The sequence below is a fragment of the Paraburkholderia sp. J12 genome (assembly GCF_905220215.1).
Taxonomy (GTDB): domain Bacteria; phylum Pseudomonadota; class Gammaproteobacteria; order Burkholderiales; family Burkholderiaceae; genus Paraburkholderia.
The window spans coordinates 887,708-905,751 of sequence record NZ_CAJMZC010000001.1 but is presented as its reverse complement, the minus strand read 5'-3'; the positions used below and the strand labels follow the sequence as shown (position 1 = coordinate 905,751).

Genomic DNA, 18,044 nt, shown 5'->3' with positions numbered 1-18,044 from the left:
GTCGTGTCGCTACAAATAAAGACGGATTCGCCCGGAGGCTCAGAGTTCGGCGAGCGAGGCGACGCCGCGGTTCGCGAGCGCGTCGGCGCGCTCGTTCTCCGGGTGGCCGGCGTGGCCCTTCACCCAGCGCCATTCCACCTGATGCTGCGCGACGATTGCGTCGAGACGCTTCCACAGATCGTCGTTCTTGACGGGCGTTTTTGCGGCCGTCATCCAGTTCTTCTTCTTCCAGCCGTGGATCCACTCGCTGATGCCTTTCTGCACATATTGCGAGTCGGTATGGACGATCACGCGGCACGGCCGCTTGAGCGCTTCGAGCGCGGCTATCACCCCCATCAGTTCCATGCGGTTGTTGGTGGTGACGGCCTCGCCGCCGAACAGTTCTTTTTCCTGTGCGCCGAAGCGCAGGAGCGCACCCCAGCCGCCGGGGCCCGGGTTGCCCTTGCAGGCGCCGTCCGTGAAGATTTCGACGAAGTCGGTAGTGCTCATGTGTCCTTGTTGCGGGTAGGGGAGGGTGTCGTGGCGGCGGCCTTCAGGCTTGGCGCCAGCACCGGTTTCTTGACCTTCAGCGGGCCGACGAGACGCATGCCGCGCACGCGCTTGATGGCCGTAACCATATAGACCGCGCCGAAGATCGGCCACCAGCGATCGCCGGCGGCCTCCATGAAGGCATAGCGGCCGAGCCACTGGTCGGTGGCGAGCGGCGGACGATAACAGCCGAAGCGGCCGCGCTCGAGTTCGAAGCCTAGCAGCTTGATCCAGTCCTTCAGGCGCGTGAACGCGATCAGGTCCTGGCGCGCCGGCAGGAACGGCTTGCCGGTCAGCTTGCCGACCGACTGCCGCGCACCCCACAGCGAGAGCGAGTTGAAGCCCACGATCAGCAGCTGGCCTTCGGGCATCAGCACGCGTTCGGCTTCGCGCAGCAGGCGGTGCGGGTCGCTCGTGAACTCGAGCGTGTGCGGCATCACGATCAGGTCGACGCTCTGCGCCTCGAAGGGCAGGTCGAGCAGGTCGCACCACACCGTGCTGCGACCCTCGGGCGCGTGGCGTGCCGCCATCGCGGACGATACGGCGGGTGACGCCGCGCTCGATACCGCGTGCGGCACGGTGTAGGGCGCGCTGGCGGCGCTTGCCGCGTCGAGCACGAGCCCGCGGCACGGCATGCGGTTCTCGCGCAAGGCGTCGAGATGCGGCATGCCGAGCTGCAGCGCGTGGTAGCCGAAAATATTCGACACCACGCGGTCGAGCTGCTCCTGCTCCCAGTCGAGGACGTACTTTCCGGCGGGCGAAGCAGTCCAGGCGGGCCAGTCTATAATCGTTCGGTCAGACATGTCCAAGAATACGCCGCCCTAATGAATAGTCCGCTTGAGTACGCGCACGGTTACGAAAACTACGAGTACGTACCGGTTCCGGCTTTTGATGACAACTACATCTGGGTCGTGTCGGACGGCCGCCATGCAATCGCCGTCGATCCGGGCGACGCCGCGCCGGTTCGCGCGTATCTCGCGAAACGTGGCTGGCGGCTCGTCGCTATTTTACTCACCCATCATCATGCCGACCACGTCGGCGGAGTGGCCGATCTGCTGAACGGCCAGGCCGTGCCCGTCTATGGCCCGGCTGGCGAGGCGCTCGGCGCGCTCGATCCGTTCGTCACGCGCGTGCGGGGCGGCGATCGCGTGCACCTGGACGCGCCCGCGCTCGACTTTACCGTGCTCGACGTGCCGGGCCACACGCGCGGGCACATCGCATACTTCCAGGCGGCCGATCCGGCGGGCACGCCGCATCTCTTCTGTGGCGACACGCTGTTTGCGTGCGGCTGCGGCCGGCTGTTCGAAGGAACGCCCGCGCAGATGCTCGCGTCGCTCGATGCGCTCGCCGCGCTGCCGGGCGCGACCCAGGTTCACTGCGCACACGAGTACACGCTGTCGAACATCCGTTTCGCGCTCGCCTGCGATCCCGGCAACGCAGCGCTGCATGCCTGGAGCCGCGACGCCGCTGCGCTGCGCGAGCGCGGCGTGCCGACCCTGCCCACCACGATTGCGCACGAACGCGCGGTGAATCCGTTTCTGCGCCCGGACGATCCCGCCATCCAGGCAACGCTGGCCGATCAGCTTCACGAAACGGTGCCCGATCGGCTGGCCGCATTCACGCTGATGCGCGAGTGGAAAAACCGCTTCCGTTAATGAGGCGCGGCCGGTGTGCGCCGATGCGCGGATAACCCGCCGGCAAGCGGAAGTTGCCCCATATCTGTCAAGGGTCAAGCTCATCCCGAAAGTGTGGAACCGCACCCAAGCTGCGGATTTTCATGGTTTTTTTCAATTTTTTAGATTGACTGGAACGTGTACGTTCCGTACCATCGGCTGCAAATTCCAGCCTTGCAAGTAGACGTTCATGCGATTTATTTTCAGTGCGCTGCTGGTCCTGATGCTCGCCGCCTGCGCGAGCGGGGGACCATCTGCGAGTCATTCCGCCAACAATCCAGCCTCCGCCGATCCCCAGGCCGCCGCCGACCAGCTCCGCAAGACCTCCGCCGCGAAAGAAACCATCGACGTCGATAACGGCTCGGTCAGCTCGCTGACGAGCCAGGACGCCGACCTCTGGGGCCGCATCCGCCGCGGCTTCCAGATGCCCGATCTGCAAAGCGACCTCGTCGACATGAACGCGCAGTGGTACGCCGAGCGTCCCGACTACGTCGCGCGCATGACCGAGCGCTCGCAGAAGTACCTGTATCACATCGTCGAAGAGCTCGAAGCGCGCAACATGCCGACCGAGCTCGCGCTCCTGCCCTTCATCGAATCCGCGTACAACCCGCAGGCGCTTTCCGTCGCGAAGGCCGCGGGCATGTGGCAGTTCGTGCCGGACACGGGCCGCACCTACAATCTCAAGCAGAACATGTGGCAGGACGAGCGCCGCGACGTGCTCGCCTCGACGAGCGCCGCGCTCGACTACCTCTCGCGCCTGCACGACATGTTCGGCGACTGGTATCTGGCGCTCGCCGCGTACAACTGGGGCGAGGGCAACGTGCAGCGCGCGATCGCCCGCAACCAGGCGGCGGGCCTGCCGACCGACTACCAGAGCCTGCGGCTGCCCAACGAAACGCGTAACTACGTGCCCAAGCTGCAGGCCGTCAAGAACATCGTAATGAACCCGCAGCAGTATGGCCTGACGCTGCCGCCGATCCCGAACCACCCGTATTTCGTCACGGTCACGACCTCGCACGACATCGACGTGGACGTCGCCGCGAAGCTCGCGAACATGAGCACCGACGAATTCCGCTCGCTCAATCCGTCGTTCAAGAAGCCGGTCATTCTCGGCGCCACCCAGCCGCAGATCCTGCTGCCGTTCGACAACGCGAGCGCCTTCGAGCAGAACCTGAAGGCCTACACGGGCCAGCTTTCGTCGTGGACCGTCTATACGACCGACGCGCGCACGACGCCGGCTGCGCTGGCGCAGAAGATCGGCGTGGATGCCGATACGCTGATGTCGGTGAACAAGATTCCGGCGGGCATGCGCCTGAAGGCGGGCTCGACGCTCGTGGTGCCGCGTACCGACAATGACGACGACGAGGACATCAGCGCCGACGTGGCCGAAAGCGCGGTGCTCGCCATGGAGCCGGACGTGCCGGACACGCGCAAGATGCTGATCCGCGTGCGCCGCAAGCAGTCGATGGATGTGGTCGCGAGCCGCTATGGCGTTTCCGTCGGCCAGTTGAAGGGCTGGAACAAGACGCGCCGCGACTATGTCACGGCCGGCCAGGTGCTGGTGCTGCACGTGCCGGTGGGCAAGGTGATGCCGAGCGAACCGGGGCCGGAACGTCTCGCGACCAATGTGTCCGGTGGCGCCGTGCAGCGTATTGGGACCAAGGTTACAGACACGGGGACAAAGTCGCGCTACGATAAGAAACACGGTCGTGAGCGCACCGAGGTCGTGAAGGTTTCCGACCCGGTCAAGGCTAAATCGTCGAGCGCCGCGCCCAGCAAGGCGTCGAAGGGTACGGCAAGCCGCCAGAAGGCCGGCACCCAAACGCAAAAGCAGAAGTCACAATAGCGGCCGCGAAGGGTGCTCACATGCGTTGCGGGGGCAGCGCATGGTAGTTCGCTCCGATCACTCATCGTTTTCTTTCATGCGCCGTCGCCTGCGGGTGACGGCGTTTTCGTTTGGCCCGCCTCCGCTTCCGACGCTGCCTCCCTGGAGCGTCCCGTCCGCCCGGCGTTATCCCGACATTTGAAGGTAAGGGTACTTTCGCGCTATAATTCAAAGGTTTGAGCTTATCAACCCGCACCCTAGCGCCTACCTCTTCCCATCCGTTCATCCGCCGCCCGCGCATTGCGCTTTTGCTGGTCAGGCGCCGCCCGAACCCCGTCCCCGCCGGCTCACGAAGTCCGCGCGAAACCGGAGGGCAGCCAGCCGCAGACGAAAGCCGCCACAGAATGCGACGAAACGCCAGCGAGCCGCGCGCGCATCCCCACAAGCGATGCCGACGCCGCAGCCGCAGCACGGTTACCGGTCGGATAAACAGGTCGGCACAGGGTGTTCCCCCAAGGAGTCTCCCGTGTTGCCGTCTTTCTCTCCCGCTCTGCTCGCGCTCGCCGACGGCACGGTCTTTCGTGGTTATTCGATCGGCGCGCCGGGTCATACCATCGGTGAAGTCGTGTTCAACACGGCCATCACCGGTTATCAGGAAATCCTGACCGACCCCAGCTACGCTCGCCAGATCGTCACCCTGACGTATCCGCACATCGGCAACGTCGGCGTCAACGCCGAAGACGTCGAAGCGACGAAAGTCCATGCCGCCGGCCTGATCATCCGCGACCTGCCGGTGCTCGCCTCGAATTTCCGCATGGAGCGCACGCTCGGCGACTACCTGCGCGACGAAGGCGTGGTGGCGATCGCCGGCCTCGACACGCGCAAGCTCACGCGTATCCTGCGCGACAAGGGCGCGCAGAACGGCGCCATTCTCGCCGGCTCCGATGACGAGGCGAAGGCAATCGAGCTCGCCCGCTCGTTCCCGGGCCTCGCCGGCATGGACCTCGCGAAGGTTGTTTCGACGGACAAGCCTTACCCGTGGAACACCACCGAGTGGCGTCTGGGCGAAGGCTATCGCACGCAGTCGGCGCCGAAGTACAAGGTCGTGGCGTTCGACTACGGCGTGAAGCAGAACATCCTGCGCATGCTGGCCGAGCGCGGCTGCGAGGTGACGGTGCTGCCGGCGCAGGCGAGCGCCGCCGATGCCCTCGCGCTGAACCCGGACGGCGTATTCCTCTCGAACGGCCCCGGCGACCCCGAGCCGTGCGACTACGCCATCAAGGCCGCACAGGAATTCATCGCGCGCGGCATCCCGACCTTCGGCATTTGCCTCGGCCACCAGATCATGGGCCTCGCCGTCGGCGCGAAGACCATGAAGATGAAGACCGGCCACCACGGCGCGAACCATCCGGTGAAGGATCTGGGCGACGGCCGCGTCGTCATCACCTCGCAGAACCACGGTTTCGCGGTGGACGCCGCCACGCTGCCGGCGAACGCGCGCGTCACGCACGTCTCGCTCTTCGACGGCACGCTGCAAGGGTTCGAGCTGACCGACAAGCCCGCGTTCTGCTTCCAGGGCCACCCGGAAGCGTCGCCGGGCCCGCACGACATCGGCTATCTGTTCGACCGCTTCACGGCGCTGATGGACACCGCGAAAGGCGGCAAGCACACGGCAGCCGCTTCGTAGTCGCACAAGGCGGCGCACGGCAGGAACACGAGCAGAGCAGGGCGCACAGCGAGCCGCGAACGCAGACAGTAGCAGCGGCCACCGCATACGCCCGACGGCAAGCGGCAACGCGTGACAGGCAACGACATCACGCGCCGCGCGCCGGCAGTCAAGACACAGGAAAGACACAGGAATATTTAGCGAGAGCGTTATGCCCAAGCGGACAGACATCAAGAGCATTCTCATCATCGGCGCGGGTCCGATCATCATCGGCCAGGCGTGCGAGTTCGACTATTCGGGCGCGCAGGCATGCAAGGCGCTGCGTGAAGAGGGCTACAAGGTCATCCTCGTCAACAGCAATCCGGCGACGATCATGACCGACCCGAACACGGCCGACGTCACCTACATCGAGCCGATCACGTGGGAAGTGGTGGAGCGCATCATCGAGAAGGAGCGCCCCGACGCGATCCTGCCGACGATGGGCGGCCAGACCGCGCTGAACTGCGCGCTCGACCTGCACCACCACGGCGTGCTGGAGAAGTACGACGTCGAGCTGATCGGCGCCTCGCCGGAAGCGATCGACAAGGCCGAAGACCGCCAGAAGTTCAAGGACGCGATGACCAAGATCGGTCTCGGGTCGGCGAAGTCGGGCACGGCGCACTCGATGGAAGAGGCGCTGAAGGTGCACGCCGAAATCGCCGAGTTCACCGGCACGGGCGGCTATCCGGTCGTGATCCGCCCGTCGTTCACGCTGGGCGGTTCGGGCGGCGGCATCGCGTACAACCGTGAGGAATTCGAAGAGATCTGCAAGCGCGGTCTCGACCTCTCGCCCACGCGCGAACTGCTGATCGAAGAGTCGCTGCTCGGCTGGAAAGAGTACGAGATGGAAGTGGTCCGCGACAAGGCGGACAACTGCATCATCGTGTGCTCGATCGAAAACCTCGACCCGATGGGCATCCACACCGGCGACTCGATCACGGTCGCGCCGGCGCAAACGCTCACCGACAAGGAATACCAGATCCTGCGCGACGCGTCGCTCGCGGTGCTGCGCGAGATCGGCGTGGATACGGGCGGCTCGAACGTGCAGTTCTCGATCAACCCGCTCGACGGCCGCATGGTCGTGATCGAGATGAATCCGCGCGTGTCGCGTTCGTCGGCGCTGGCTTCGAAGGCCACCGGCTTTCCGATCGCCAAGGTCGCGGCGAAGCTCGCCGTCGGCTACACGCTCGACGAACTCAAGAACGAAATCACCGGCGGCCAGACCCCGGCTTCGTTCGAGCCGACCATCGACTACGTGGTCACGAAGATTCCGCGCTTCGCGTTCGAGAAGTTCCGCGAAGCCGACCCGCGCCTCACCACGCAGATGAAGTCGGTGGGCGAAGTGATGGCCATCGGCCGCACCTTCCAGGAATCGTTCCAGAAGGCGCTGCGCGGTCTCGAAGTCGGCGTCGACGGTCTCGATGAAAAGACCACGAGCCGCGACGAGATCATCCGCGAGATCGGCGAAGCCGGTCCGGACCGCATCTGGTACGTGGGCGACGCGTTCCGCGTGGGCATGACGCGCGAAGAGATCTTCGAAGAAACCGCGATCGACCCGTGGTTCCTCGCGCAAATCGAAGAGATCATCAGGAAGGAAGCGGCCGTGAAGGGCCGCACGCTCGAAAGCCTCACGAAGGACGAACTGCGCTACCTGAAGCAAAGCGGCTTCTCGGATCGCCGCCTCGCGAAGCTGCTCGGCGCGAACGCCGCCGACGTGCGCCAGCGCCGTATCGCGCTGAACGTGCGCCCGGTCTACAAGCGCGTGGACACGTGCGCGGCCGAATTCGCGACGAAAACCGCCTACATGTACTCGACCTATGAAGACGAGTGCGAGGCGAACCCGACGAACAACAAAAAGATCATGGTGCTGGGCGGCGGCCCGAACCGGATCGGCCAGGGTATCGAGTTCGACTACTGCTGCGTGCACGCTGCGCTCGCCATGCGCGAAGACGGCTACGAAACGATCATGGTCAACTGCAACCCCGAGACCGTTTCGACCGACTACGACACGTCCGACCGTCTGTACTTCGAGCCGGTGACGCTCGAAGACGTACTCGAAATCGTCGACCTGGAAAAACCGGCGGGCGTGATCGTGCAGTACGGCGGCCAGACGCCGCTGAAGCTCGCGCTCGACCTCGAGGCGAACGGCGTGCCCATCGTCGGCACGTCGCCGGACATGATCGACGCGGCCGAAGACCGCGAGCGTTTCCAGAAGCTGCTGCAGGATCTCGGCTTGCGCCAGCCGCCGAACCGCACGGCGCGCGCCGAAGACGAAGCGCTCAAACTGGCCGACGAAATCGGCTATCCGCTCGTCGTGCGTCCTTCGTACGTGCTGGGCGGCCGCGCCATGGAAATCGTCCACGAGCCGCGCGACCTCGAACGCTATATGCGCGAGGCCGTGAAGGTGAGCAACGATTCGCCGGTGCTGCTCGACCGCTTCCTGAACGACGCGATCGAATGCGACGTGGACTGCATCTCCGACGGCGAGGCCGTGTTCATCGGCGGCGTGATGGAGCACATCGAGCAGGCAGGCGTGCACTCGGGCGACTCGGCGTGCTCGCTGCCGCCGTACTCGCTCTCGAAGGAGACCGTGGCCGAGCTCAAGCGCCAGACCGGCGCGATGGCCCGGGCGCTGAACGTGGTCGGCCTGATGAACGTGCAGTTCGCGATCCAGCAGGTTGCGCAGGACGATGGCTCGAAGAAGGACATCATCTACGTGCTGGAAGTGAACCCGCGCGCGTCGCGCACGGTGCCGTACGTCTCGAAGGCGACCAGCCTGCCGCTCGCGAAGATCGCGGCGCGCGCGATGGTCGGCCAGAAACTCGCGGAGCAGGGCGTGACGAAGGAAATCGAGCCGCCGTACTTCAGCGTGAAGGAAGCGGTGTTCCCGTTCATCAAGTTCCCGACCGTCGATCCGGTGCTCGGACCCGAAATGCGTTCGACCGGCGAAGTGATGGGCGTGGGCAAGACCTTCGGCGAGGCGCTCTTCAAGTCGCAGCTCGCGGCCGGTTCGCGCCTGCCGGAATCGGGCACCGTGTTCATCACGGTGATGGATTCGGACAAGCCGAAGGCCGTCGAAGTCGCGCGCATGTTGCATGAACTTGGTTACGGACTTGTCGCCACGCGCGGCACGGCGGCGGCGATCGAAGCGGCCGGCGTGCCGGTGAAGGTCGTCAACAAGGTGAAGGACGGCCGTCCGCACATCGTCGACATGATCAAGAACGGCGAGATCGCGCTCGTGTTCACGACGGTGGACGAAACGCGCGCGGCCATCGCCGATTCGCGCTCGATCCGCATGAGCGCCCAGGCCAACAAGGTCACGTACTACACGACCATGTCGGGCGCGCGCGCCGCCGTCGAGGGCCTGCGCTACCTGAAGAACCTGGAAGTCTATGATTTACAAGGCCTCCACGCTCGCCTAAACTAAGGCTTCGATTGTCTGTCCAATATGCAACGGGGCGGACGAACTGGCTGAATATGTGCCGCGGTTAAGCGGCGTTCCAACAGGGTTTTCAGGCTGCGCCAGCGCGCGCCGCCGCCCTCGCGGGATGCACTTAACCGCGGAGTTTTTTTATGGCCGCAACGTGCGCGAGAGGCGCGCGTGGCGCGGCCTCATTGCGGCCTTTAGCGGCCATACGAGTTGTTTATGAGCACGATTCCCTTGACCAAGCGCGGCGCCGACCAACTTCGCGAAGAACTGCAGCGCCTGAAATCCGTCGAGCGTCCGGCGGTCATCAATTCCATTGCCGAAGCGCGCGCCCAGGGCGATCTGTCGGAAAACGCCGAATACGACGCAGCGAAGGAAAAGCAGGGCTTCATCGAAGGCCGTATCGCCGAAATCGAGTCGAAGCTCGCGGCGGCGCAGGTCATCGATCCGGCCACGCTGGAAGCCGACGGCCGCGTGGTGTTCGGCTCGACGGTCGATCTCGAAGACCTCGAATCGGGCAAGTCGGTCACCTACCAGATCGTCGGCGACGACGAAGCCGACCTCGAGCACGGCCTCATTTCGGTGAGCTCGCCCATCGCGCGTGCGCTGATCGGCAAGTCGGAAGGCGACGTCGCCGCCGTGCAGGCCCCGAGCGGCGTGCGCGAGTACGAAGTGATCGAGGTTCGCTACGTCTGACGAGCGACTTTCCGTGACGTCCGCTTTTTCCGCCCCTTCCGTGTCGCCTGTTCCGCAGCGCCTGTTCGGCCTGCTCGCCATGCTGTGGGTGGGCAGCCAGCTCACCATCGGCTATGCGGTGGCGCCCGTGCTGTTCGCCTCGCTCGATCGCATGGTGGCGGGTTCCGTTGCCGCGCAGCTCTTTCGTATCGAAGGCTGGCTCGGCGTGGTGTGCGGCGTGGCGATGCTCGTCCTGTCGAACGGGCTCGCGCGGCGCGGCGCCGTGCAGTACCGCCGCCTGCGCTGGCTGCTGGCCGGGATGCTGGTGTGCGTGCTGGTGGGCTATTTCGCGCTGCAGCCGTTCATGAACGCGATGCGCGTGGAGGCCATGAACGCCGGCATGGACATTGCAAATTCGCCTTATGCGAGCCGCTTCGGCATGCTGCACGGCGTGTCGAGCCTCTTTTATCTGGTCGAGAGCCTGCTGGGCGTCGCGCTCGTCTGGCTGCTGCCTTCTACGCGCGGCGTCGTGGCGCAAACGGCTTCACGCTGAGGCGCATCGCGAAGGCACAGGACATTCCCCGCTGAACCGGAAAAGCACGAAAAAAACGCCGCCGGCGAGTGCGGGCGGCGTTTCTGCGTGCTTCGCGGTTAGAGCAGCTTGCTCCGGGCGCAGCTTACTTCGAGCCTTGATGGACGCGCTTGCTGCCGGTCTGGCGCTTCTTGGCGCGCTTGATGTTGCCGCCTTGCGTCACGCGTTCGTTGCCCTTGACGGTCACTTTTTGCGACTTCGGCTTGCGCATCGGGTTGTCGGAAGGCTTGACGACCTTCACGACGCGCGGCGCGGCGCCGCGCTTGCTTGCTTCGCCTGCGCTCGGCACGTCGCCGGCAGGGCGCCTGACGGTGCCGCGCGCGCCGGCGCGGGCTGTGGTGGTCGTGGGCGCCGCTTCCTCGGGCTTCCAGATCACGAGCAGCTTGCCGATATGCTGGACCGGCGCGGCGTTCAGCCGGTCGCAGATCTCTTCATAGATCGCGATACGCTCTTCGCGCTCGTCGCCGAACACGCGGATCTTGATGAGCTGGTGCGCGGCGAGGTGCACCTTGATTTCCTTGAGGACGGCGTCGGTCAACCCTTCCGCGCCGATAAGCACAACCGGTTTGAGCGCATGCGCCTGGGAGCGCAGATCGGCGCGCTGTTCGGCAGTAAGAGTAAGGGCGGGCATGGGATGTGGCAGACTCGACTAAAATGACGGGCGTCCGGCGGGCGGTAAGGTGCCGCATGCGGTTGGCATGAGCGGCTCGCCTCGCGGACTGCGCATCGGAACAACGGACAAAAAACCGTGGAATCGGCACGACGCAGGCGGGAGGCCGGCGTGGATGCGCCGGACCGGCCGCGACGGCCGCACGAATAAAACGCGTATTATCCGCTAAAAGCGCGCAATCACGCAGCAAGAGTTCATCTTTAATGGCAAAGAACCGTTTTAACCAGTCGTGGCTGCACGACCATATCAACGATCCCTACGTAAAAATGGCGCAGCGGGAGGGCTATCGTGCCCGTGCTGCGTACAAGCTCAAGGAAATCGACGAGCAGGACAAGCTGATTCGCCCAGGCATGGTGATCGTGGACCTGGGCGCGGCGCCCGGCAGCTGGAGCCAATACGCGCGCAACAAGCTCGCCCAGGGCACGAAGCGCGACGAGCAACGCTCAGGCGGCATCGACGGCACGATCATCGCGCTTGACCTCTTGCCGATGGAGCCGATCGCCGACGTGGATTTCATCCAGGGCGACTTCCGCGAAGACGACGTGCTCGCGCAACTCGAAGAACGCGTGGGCGGCCGTCCGGTCGATCTTGTAATTTCGGATATGGCGCCCAATCTGTCGGGGGTCGCTTCGGCGGATTCCGCGCGCATCGAACACGTGTGCGATCTCGCGCTCGAGTTTTCACAGAATCATCTGAAACCGGATGGAGCCCTTTTAGTAAAATGTTTTCACGGCAGCGGCTACAGCCAGATCGTCGAGAAATTCAAGCATCAGTTCAAGATCGTGGCCGCCCGCAAGCCCAAGGCTTCGCGGGACAAATCGGCCGAAACGTTTATATTGGGTAAACAGCTGAAGCGGCCCCGCTAGGCGGGGATCGGTTTCCAGTGCAGAAAACGTCGCAGTCATTGGCCTCCCATGGGCCCGAAAGGCCGCCGGAAGGCTCGCCGGACAAGGCTCTGAGGCTATTCCTGCCTTAGCGAATCGTTATGGCAGGGCCTGACGTACTGGATTAGAATGCTTTGGTGGTGCCGCAAGGCAAATGTAGGCGCCCGTCAATGAGTGAAGGAGTGGTGCTTTGAACAACAACATGTTTTCCAAGGCAGCAGTGTGGCTGGTAATCGCACTGGTGCTGTTTACGGTGTTCAAGCAGTTCGACAAGCCCCGTGTCCAGGAAGGCGTTTCCTATTCGCAGTTCATGGACGACGCGAAGAACGGCAAGGTCAAGAACGTCGTGGTGCAGGGGCGGAACCTCACGGTCACTCCGGCTGATGGCCAGAAATACCAGATCGTGTCGCCCGGCGACATCTGGATGGTCGGCGACCTGATGAAATACGGCGTGCAGGTGAGCGGCAAGGCTGACGAAGAGCCGAACGCGCTCGTTTCCGCGCTGTACTACCTCGGGCCGACGATACTCATCATCGTGTTCTGGTTCTACATGATGAGGCAGATGCAGGGGGGCGGCAAAGGCGGGGCGTTCTCCTTCGGCAAATCCCGTGCAAGGCTCATCGACGAGAACAACAACGCGGTGAACTTCTCCGACGTCGCGGGCTGCGACGAAGCCAAGGAAGAAGTGTCCGAGCTCGTCGACTTCCTGCGCGATCCGCAGAAGTTCCAGAAGCTGGGCGGGCGCATTCCGCGCGGCGTGCTGCTCGTTGGGCCTCCGGGTACCGGTAAGACGCTGCTCGCGCGTGCCATCGCCGGCGAAGCGAAAGTGCCGTTCTTCAGCATCTCGGGTTCGGACTTCGTGGAAATGTTCGTCGGCGTGGGCGCGGCCCGCGTGCGCGACATGTTCGAGCAGGCCAAGAAGCATGCGCCCTGCATCGTGTTCATCGACGAAATCGACGCGGTCGGCCGCCATCGTGGCGCCGGCATGGGCGGCGGCAACGACGAGCGCGAACAGACCCTGAACCAGATGCTGGTCGAGATGGACGGCTTCGAGGCGAACTCGGGCGTCATCGTGATCGCGGCGACGAACCGTTCCGACGTGCTCGACAAGGCGCTGCTGCGTCCGGGCCGCTTCGACCGCCAGGTGTACGTGGGCCTGCCGGATATCCGTGGCCGCGAGCAAATCATGAAGGTGCATCTGCGCAAGGTGCCGATCGCCAACGACGTGGACGCAGCGGTCATTGCGCGCGGCACGCCGGGCTTCTCGGGTGCGGATCTCGCGAATCTCGTGAACGAAGCGGCGCTCTTCGCGGCGCGCCGCGGCAAGCGCATCGTCGAAATGCAGGATTTTGAAGACGCCAAGGACAAGATCTTCATGGGCCCGGAGCGCAAGTCGGCCGTGATCCGCGAAGAAGCGAAGCGTGCGACGGCGTACCACGAGTCGGGCCACGCCGTGATCGCGAAGCTGCTGCCGAAGGCCGATCCGGTGCACAAGGTGACGATCATCCCGCGCGGCCGCGCGCTGGGCGTGACCTGGCAATTGCCGGAGCACGACAACGAAACCTATTCGAAGGACTATCTGCTCGATCGTCTGGCCATCCTGTTCGGCGGCCGCGTGGCGGAAGAGCTGTTCCTGAACCTGCTCAGCACGGGCGCGTCGGACGACTTCAACAAGGCGACCCAGACGGCCCGCGCGATGGTGGCGCGTTTCGGCATGACCGATGCGCTCGGGCCGATGGTCTACGTGGACGACGAGAACGACAGTGGCCCGTTCGGCAAGGGCTTCACGCGTACGATTTCGGAAGCCACGCAGCAGAAGGTGGACGCGGAAATCCGCCGCGTGCTCGACGAGCAATACAGCCTTGCGAAGCGCCTGCTGGACGAGAATCGCGACAAGGTCGAAGCCATGACCGCGGCGCTGATGGAGTGGGAAACGATCGACGCCGATCAGATCAACGACATCATGGCGGGCCGTCCGCCGCGCTCGCCGAAGAGCACGCCGAGCGCAGGCGACGCATCGTCGTCGGGCGGCAGCGCGGGCACCGAGGTGAAGCCGGGCAGCGCGACCGCCCCGGCGTAAGCCAGATCGAGTAAAGTTGCGGGCCGGTGTGAGCATCACATCGGCCCGTTTTGCATTTCTCGGTGCTCGTTGCGATGAGCACGAGTTGTTACGCATCTGATGTTCATTGACGTGCCCAATATGGTTTCGCAGGGTAATCTGGCAAATACACTGGCCGATGCGCTGGCCAATAAGCCGCAAAACGAGCTCACGCCCGAGCCGCTGCAGTGCGGCCGCTTCACGCTGACTTTCGAGCGTCCGCTCGTGATGGGCATCCTGAACACCACGCCCGATTCGTTTTCGGACGGCGGCCGTTATGTCGAGCACGGCGAGGCGCTGCGGCGCGCCGAGCAGATGTTGCTGGACGGCGCGGATCTCATCGATATCGGCGGCGAATCGACGCGTCCGGGGGCGCCGCCGGTGCCGCTCGACGAGGAACTCGAACGCGTGATTCCGCTCGTCGAGCAGCTGCGTGCCGCGAACGTGCCGCTTTCGGTCGATACGTACAAGCCGGAGGTGATGCGCCATGCGCTGGCTGCCGGCGCTGATCTGATCAACGATATCTGGGGCTTTCGCATGCTTGGGGCGATCGATGCCGTGCGCGCGAGCCATTGCGGCTTGTGCGTGATGCACATGCTCGGCGAGCCGCAAACGATGCAGCTGGGCGAGCCGGCTTATGCCGACGTGGTGGGAGAAGTGCGCGAATTCCTGGCGGCGCGCGCCGCCGACCTGGAAGCGGCGGGCGTGGCGAAGGCGCGTATCAGCGTCGATCCGGGTTTTGGTTTCGGCAAGGCGGTGATCGAGCACAACTACGCGTTGCTCGCGCATCTGCCGGACACGGCGCCGCGTGTGCCCAGCGGTGTCGCGCCGTACCCGGTACTTGCCGGCATGTCGCGCAAGTCGATGCTGGGGGCGCTCGTGAACCGTCCCGCGCCCGAGCGCATTGCCGCGAGCGTCGCCGCCGCGGTATGTGCGGCCGAGCGGGGAGCCGCTATCATTCGCGTCCACGACGTTGCGCAGACCGTGGACGCCCTGAAGGTGTGGGGAGCCGTGCGCGAGGCCGCGCGCCGGCCCGTTCCCCATGCGTAGAACTAAATAGCAGGATAGAGAGAAAGAGAGGGATTGAAGGATGGGACGTCGATATTTCGGAACGGATGGGGTGCGTGGCAAGGTGGGCGTCGCGCCGATCACGCCGGATTTCGTGCTGCGGCTGGGTTATGCGGCAGGCAAGGTGCTCGCGGGTGCGGCCGCTTCGGGATCGCGTCCGGCGGTGCTGATCGGCAAGGACACGCGCATCTCGGGCTACATGCTGGAGGCGTCGCTGGAAGCGGGACTTTCGGCGGCGGGCATCGACGTGATGCTGGCCGGTCCGATGACCACGCCCGGCATCGCCTATCTCACGCGCGCGCTGCGGCTGGCGGCGGGCGTCGTGATCAGCGCCTCGCACAATCCCTACTACGACAACGGCATCAAGTTCTTCTCCGCGGACGGCAACAAGCTGCCCGACGAAGTCGAAACGCAGATCGAGGAGCAGCTGGAACTGCCGCTCGACTGCGCGCCCTCGGAGCAGCTTGGCCGCGCGCGGCGCCTGCACGATGCGGGCGGCCGCTACATTGAGTTCTGCAAGAGCACGTTCCCGCAGGCGTATAACCTGCGCGGGCTGAAGCTCGTGGTGGACTGCGCGAACGGCGCGGGCTACGACATCGCGCCGCACGTGTTCCACGAGCTGGGTGCGGACGTGATCCCCATCGGCGTTTCGCCGAACGGTTTCAACATCAACGACGGCGTGGGCGCGACGGCACCCGACGCGCTAGTGCGCGCGGTGCGCGCGAATCACGCCGATCTGGGCATCGCGCTCGACGGCGACGCGGACCGCCTGCAGATCGTCGATTCGCACGGGCGCCTCTACAACGGCGACGAACTGCTCTACGTGCTGGTGAAGGACCGCATCGCGACGGACGGCAAGGTGGAAGGGGCCGTGGGCACGCTCATGACGAACCTCGCGGTCGAGCAGGCCGTGGAGCGCCTCGGCGTGCAGTTCGTGCGCGCCGCGGTGGGCGACCGCTACGTGCTGGAGCAACTGCGCGAGCATGGCTGGCAACTGGGCGCCGAGGGTTCGGGCCACATCCTGTCGCTCGACCGCCATACCACGGGCGACGGCATCGTGTCGGCGCTGCTCGTGCTGGCGGCGATGAAGCGCAGCGGCAAGACTCTCTCCGAATTGCTCGACGGCGTGACGCTGTTCCCGCAGCGCCTGATCAACGTGCGTATCGCTCAGGGCGCCGACTGGAAGGGTAACGCGGCCATCAAGAAGTCGGTGGCGGACGCCGAGGCCGAACTCAAGGGCAGCGGCCGCGTGCTGATCCGCGCTTCGGGCACGGAGCCTGTGCTGCGCGTGATGGTCGAGGCACAGGAAGAGCGCGACGCCAATCACTATGCCGAAGCGATAGCCGACACGGTGAAGCGCTCGATCGCCTGAATCTTGATCTAGATCAATAAGCCGGCACGAGGGCGGCGCATCCGCTTTCGTGACGGGCCGCTCGAATCCACCTTCGAGTGGTTTTCAACACGCTTTCGGCGGTGTGCGAGCCTCTCCGAGCCCGCCCGCGAAAGCCCCGCCGCCGCGCGCTGCAAACCTTTGCGCGATGTTCTCAAACGCTTGTGGCGCGGACCTGCACGGTCCCGGCGCGGCCTTTATGTAAGCGCCTCCCGCAAGCCAGCCCCGCCTTTCATCCGGTAATCAGACTGTCACGGTCACTTCATGAATCGTCATGGTACTGTCACAAAGAGACCCTAAGCTTCGCGGTGTCGTTCATCCGCTCACACACTGGAGGTCTCATGAAATTGATGCAAACCGCGCTCGCTGGCGTTGCTGGCGCGCTCTTCGCGATCGCAGCGCAGGCAGCCGATATCACCGGCGCGGGTAGCACCTTCGCAGCACCGATCTACACGAAATGGGCGGATGCCTATCAAAAGTCGGGCGGCGGCAAGGTGAACTACCAGGGCATCGGCTCGTCGGGCGGTATCAAGCAGATCATCGCCAAGACCGTTGACTTCGCAGGCTCGGATGCCCCGCTGAAGGACGACGATCTGGCCAAGGAAGGCCTGTTCCAGTTCCCGACGGTGGTCGGCGGCGTCGTGCCGGCGATCAACGTGCCGGGCGTGAAGGCCGGCGAAATCGTGCTGTCGGGCGAAGTGCTCGGCGACATCTACCTCGGCAAGATCAAGAAGTGGAACGATCCGGCCATTGTCGCGCTGAACCCGAAGGCCAAGCTGCCTGACCTCGACATCGCCGTGGTCCGCCGCGCCGACGGTTCGGGCACCAGCTTCATCTGGACGAACTACCTCTCGAAGGTCAACCCCGAGTGGAAGAGCAAGGTCGGCGAAGGCACGACCGTGAGCTGGCCGACGGGTACGGGCGGCAAGGGCAACGACGGCGTCGCAGCTTTCGTGCAGCGTCTGCCGGGCGCAATCGGCTACGTCGAGTGGGCGTACGCGAAGCAAAACCACATGGTCTACACTGCCATGAAGAATGAATCGGGCGCGGTCGTCGAGCCGACCACCGATACGTTCAAGGCCGCTGCTGCCGGCGCCGACTGGAAGAAGTCGTTCTACCAGATCCTCACGAACGAGCCGGGCAAGGACGCATGGCCGGTCGTGGGCGCGACCTTCGTGCTGCTGCACACGGCACAGGACAAGCCGGATCAGGGCAAGGAAACGCTTAAGTTCTTCGACTGGGCGTTCAAGAACGGCGGCGGTGCTGCCAGCGACCTCGACTACATCTCGCTGCCGCAATCGGTCGTGAACGAGATCCAGTCGCAGTGGAAAGAGAAGGTGAAGGACGCTAGCGGCAAGCCGATCGCCGAATAAGGCCGGCTTCTTGCCAAGCTGAACGGGGCCGTCGCGCATCACGCGCGAGCCCCGTTCGTCCGTTTGAGAGACGCCGTTCGTTATCCGGTTGTAAGGCCGGCCGATGAACGGGCTGCAGTCCCTGGCTGCATGACCG

The 18,044-nt window shown here is 64.6% G+C and carries 14 protein-coding genes; 11 read left to right on the top strand and 3 right to left on the bottom strand.

Translation table 11 applies throughout. The features are described from left to right. Nucleotides 1–39: 39 nt before the first annotated feature. Nucleotides 40–489, bottom strand: coding sequence for a ribonuclease HI (rnhA, locus tag U5760_RS04200; protein ID WP_322009794.1), 450 nt, complete (start codon nucleotides 487–489; stop codon nucleotides 40–42). Continuing rightward, complete coding sequence (locus tag U5760_RS04195; RefSeq protein ID WP_322009793.1) at nucleotides 486–1,331, bottom strand: class I SAM-dependent methyltransferase; 846 nt, start codon at nucleotides 1,329–1,331, stop codon at nucleotides 486–488. The genes rnhA and U5760_RS04195 overlap by 4 nt, the downstream gene beginning before the upstream one ends. A 21-nt stretch (nucleotides 1,332–1,352) precedes the next feature. On the opposite strand from U5760_RS04195, the gene gloB reads away from it, so the two are divergent. From gloB to U5760_RS04165, 6 genes are all read left to right on the top strand, one after another. Next, complete coding sequence (gene gloB / locus U5760_RS04190; RefSeq protein WP_322009792.1) at nucleotides 1,353–2,183, top strand: hydroxyacylglutathione hydrolase; 831 nt, start codon at nucleotides 1,353–1,355, stop codon at nucleotides 2,181–2,183. A 208-nt stretch (nucleotides 2,184–2,391) separates the two neighbouring features. Beyond that, entirely contained in the window at nucleotides 2,392–4,047 is a 1,656-nt protein-coding gene (locus U5760_RS04185) for a transglycosylase SLT domain-containing protein (protein ID WP_322009791.1), read from the top strand. A gap of 505 nt (nucleotides 4,048–4,552) precedes the next feature. After that, nucleotides 4,553–5,713: a glutamine-hydrolyzing carbamoyl-phosphate synthase small subunit gene (gene carA, locus U5760_RS04180; protein WP_322009790.1), complete on the top strand. Its 1,161-nt coding sequence runs from the start codon at nucleotides 4,553–4,555 to the stop codon at nucleotides 5,711–5,713. 190 nt (nucleotides 5,714–5,903) lie between these two features. Beyond that, nucleotides 5,904–9,158, top strand: a complete 3,255-nt coding sequence (gene carB / locus U5760_RS04175; protein ID WP_322009788.1) for a carbamoyl-phosphate synthase large subunit — start codon at nucleotides 5,904–5,906, stop codon at nucleotides 9,156–9,158. A gap of 219 nt (nucleotides 9,159–9,377) precedes the next feature. After that, entirely contained in the window at nucleotides 9,378–9,854 is a 477-nt protein-coding gene (gene greA, locus U5760_RS04170; protein WP_322009787.1) for a transcription elongation factor GreA, read from the top strand. Nucleotides 9,855–9,933: 79 nt separating this feature from the next. After that, nucleotides 9,934–10,386: a DUF4149 domain-containing protein gene (locus U5760_RS04165; protein ID WP_322010035.1), complete on the top strand. Its 453-nt coding sequence runs from the start codon at nucleotides 9,934–9,936 to the stop codon at nucleotides 10,384–10,386. A gap of 124 nt (nucleotides 10,387–10,510) precedes the next feature. Here U5760_RS04165 and U5760_RS04160 read toward each other — a convergent pair whose 3' ends face one another. After that, nucleotides 10,511–11,056, bottom strand: coding sequence for a YhbY family RNA-binding protein (locus tag U5760_RS04160; protein ID WP_322009786.1), 546 nt, complete (start codon nucleotides 11,054–11,056; stop codon nucleotides 10,511–10,513). A gap of 242 nt (nucleotides 11,057–11,298) precedes the next feature. Here U5760_RS04160 and U5760_RS04155 point away from each other — a divergent pair, with 242 nt between their 5' ends. The 5 genes from U5760_RS04155 to pstS all read left to right on the top strand — a co-directional run bounded on the left by U5760_RS04155 (nucleotide 11,299) and on the right by pstS (nucleotide 17,908). Next, nucleotides 11,299–11,961 carry an RlmE family RNA methyltransferase gene (locus U5760_RS04155; protein ID WP_322009785.1) on the top strand — a complete coding sequence of 221 codons (663 nt, stop codon included), beginning with the start codon at nucleotides 11,299–11,301 and terminating at the stop codon, nucleotides 11,959–11,961. A 208-nt stretch (nucleotides 11,962–12,169) separates the two neighbouring features. Next, on the top strand, nucleotides 12,170–14,059 hold the full coding sequence (gene ftsH, locus U5760_RS04150) for an ATP-dependent zinc metalloprotease FtsH (RefSeq protein WP_322009783.1): 1,890 nt from the start codon (nucleotides 12,170–12,172) through the stop codon (nucleotides 14,057–14,059). A gap of 246 nt (nucleotides 14,060–14,305) precedes the next feature. Then, the gene (gene folP, locus U5760_RS04145; protein WP_322010033.1) at nucleotides 14,306–15,127 is read left to right on the top strand and encodes a dihydropteroate synthase; all 822 of its coding nucleotides are present in this window, start codon (nucleotides 14,306–14,308) and stop codon (nucleotides 15,125–15,127) included. 40 nt (nucleotides 15,128–15,167) lie between these two features. Further along, a complete protein-coding gene (gene glmM / locus U5760_RS04140) occupies nucleotides 15,168–16,517 on the top strand; it encodes a phosphoglucosamine mutase (RefSeq protein WP_322009781.1) in 1,350 nt (449 codons plus the stop codon). Nucleotides 16,518–16,876: 359 nt separating this feature from the next. Then, nucleotides 16,877–17,908: a phosphate ABC transporter substrate-binding protein PstS gene (gene pstS / locus U5760_RS04135; protein WP_322009779.1), complete on the top strand. Its 1,032-nt coding sequence runs from the start codon at nucleotides 16,877–16,879 to the stop codon at nucleotides 17,906–17,908. Nucleotides 17,909–18,044 lie beyond the last annotated feature (136 nt).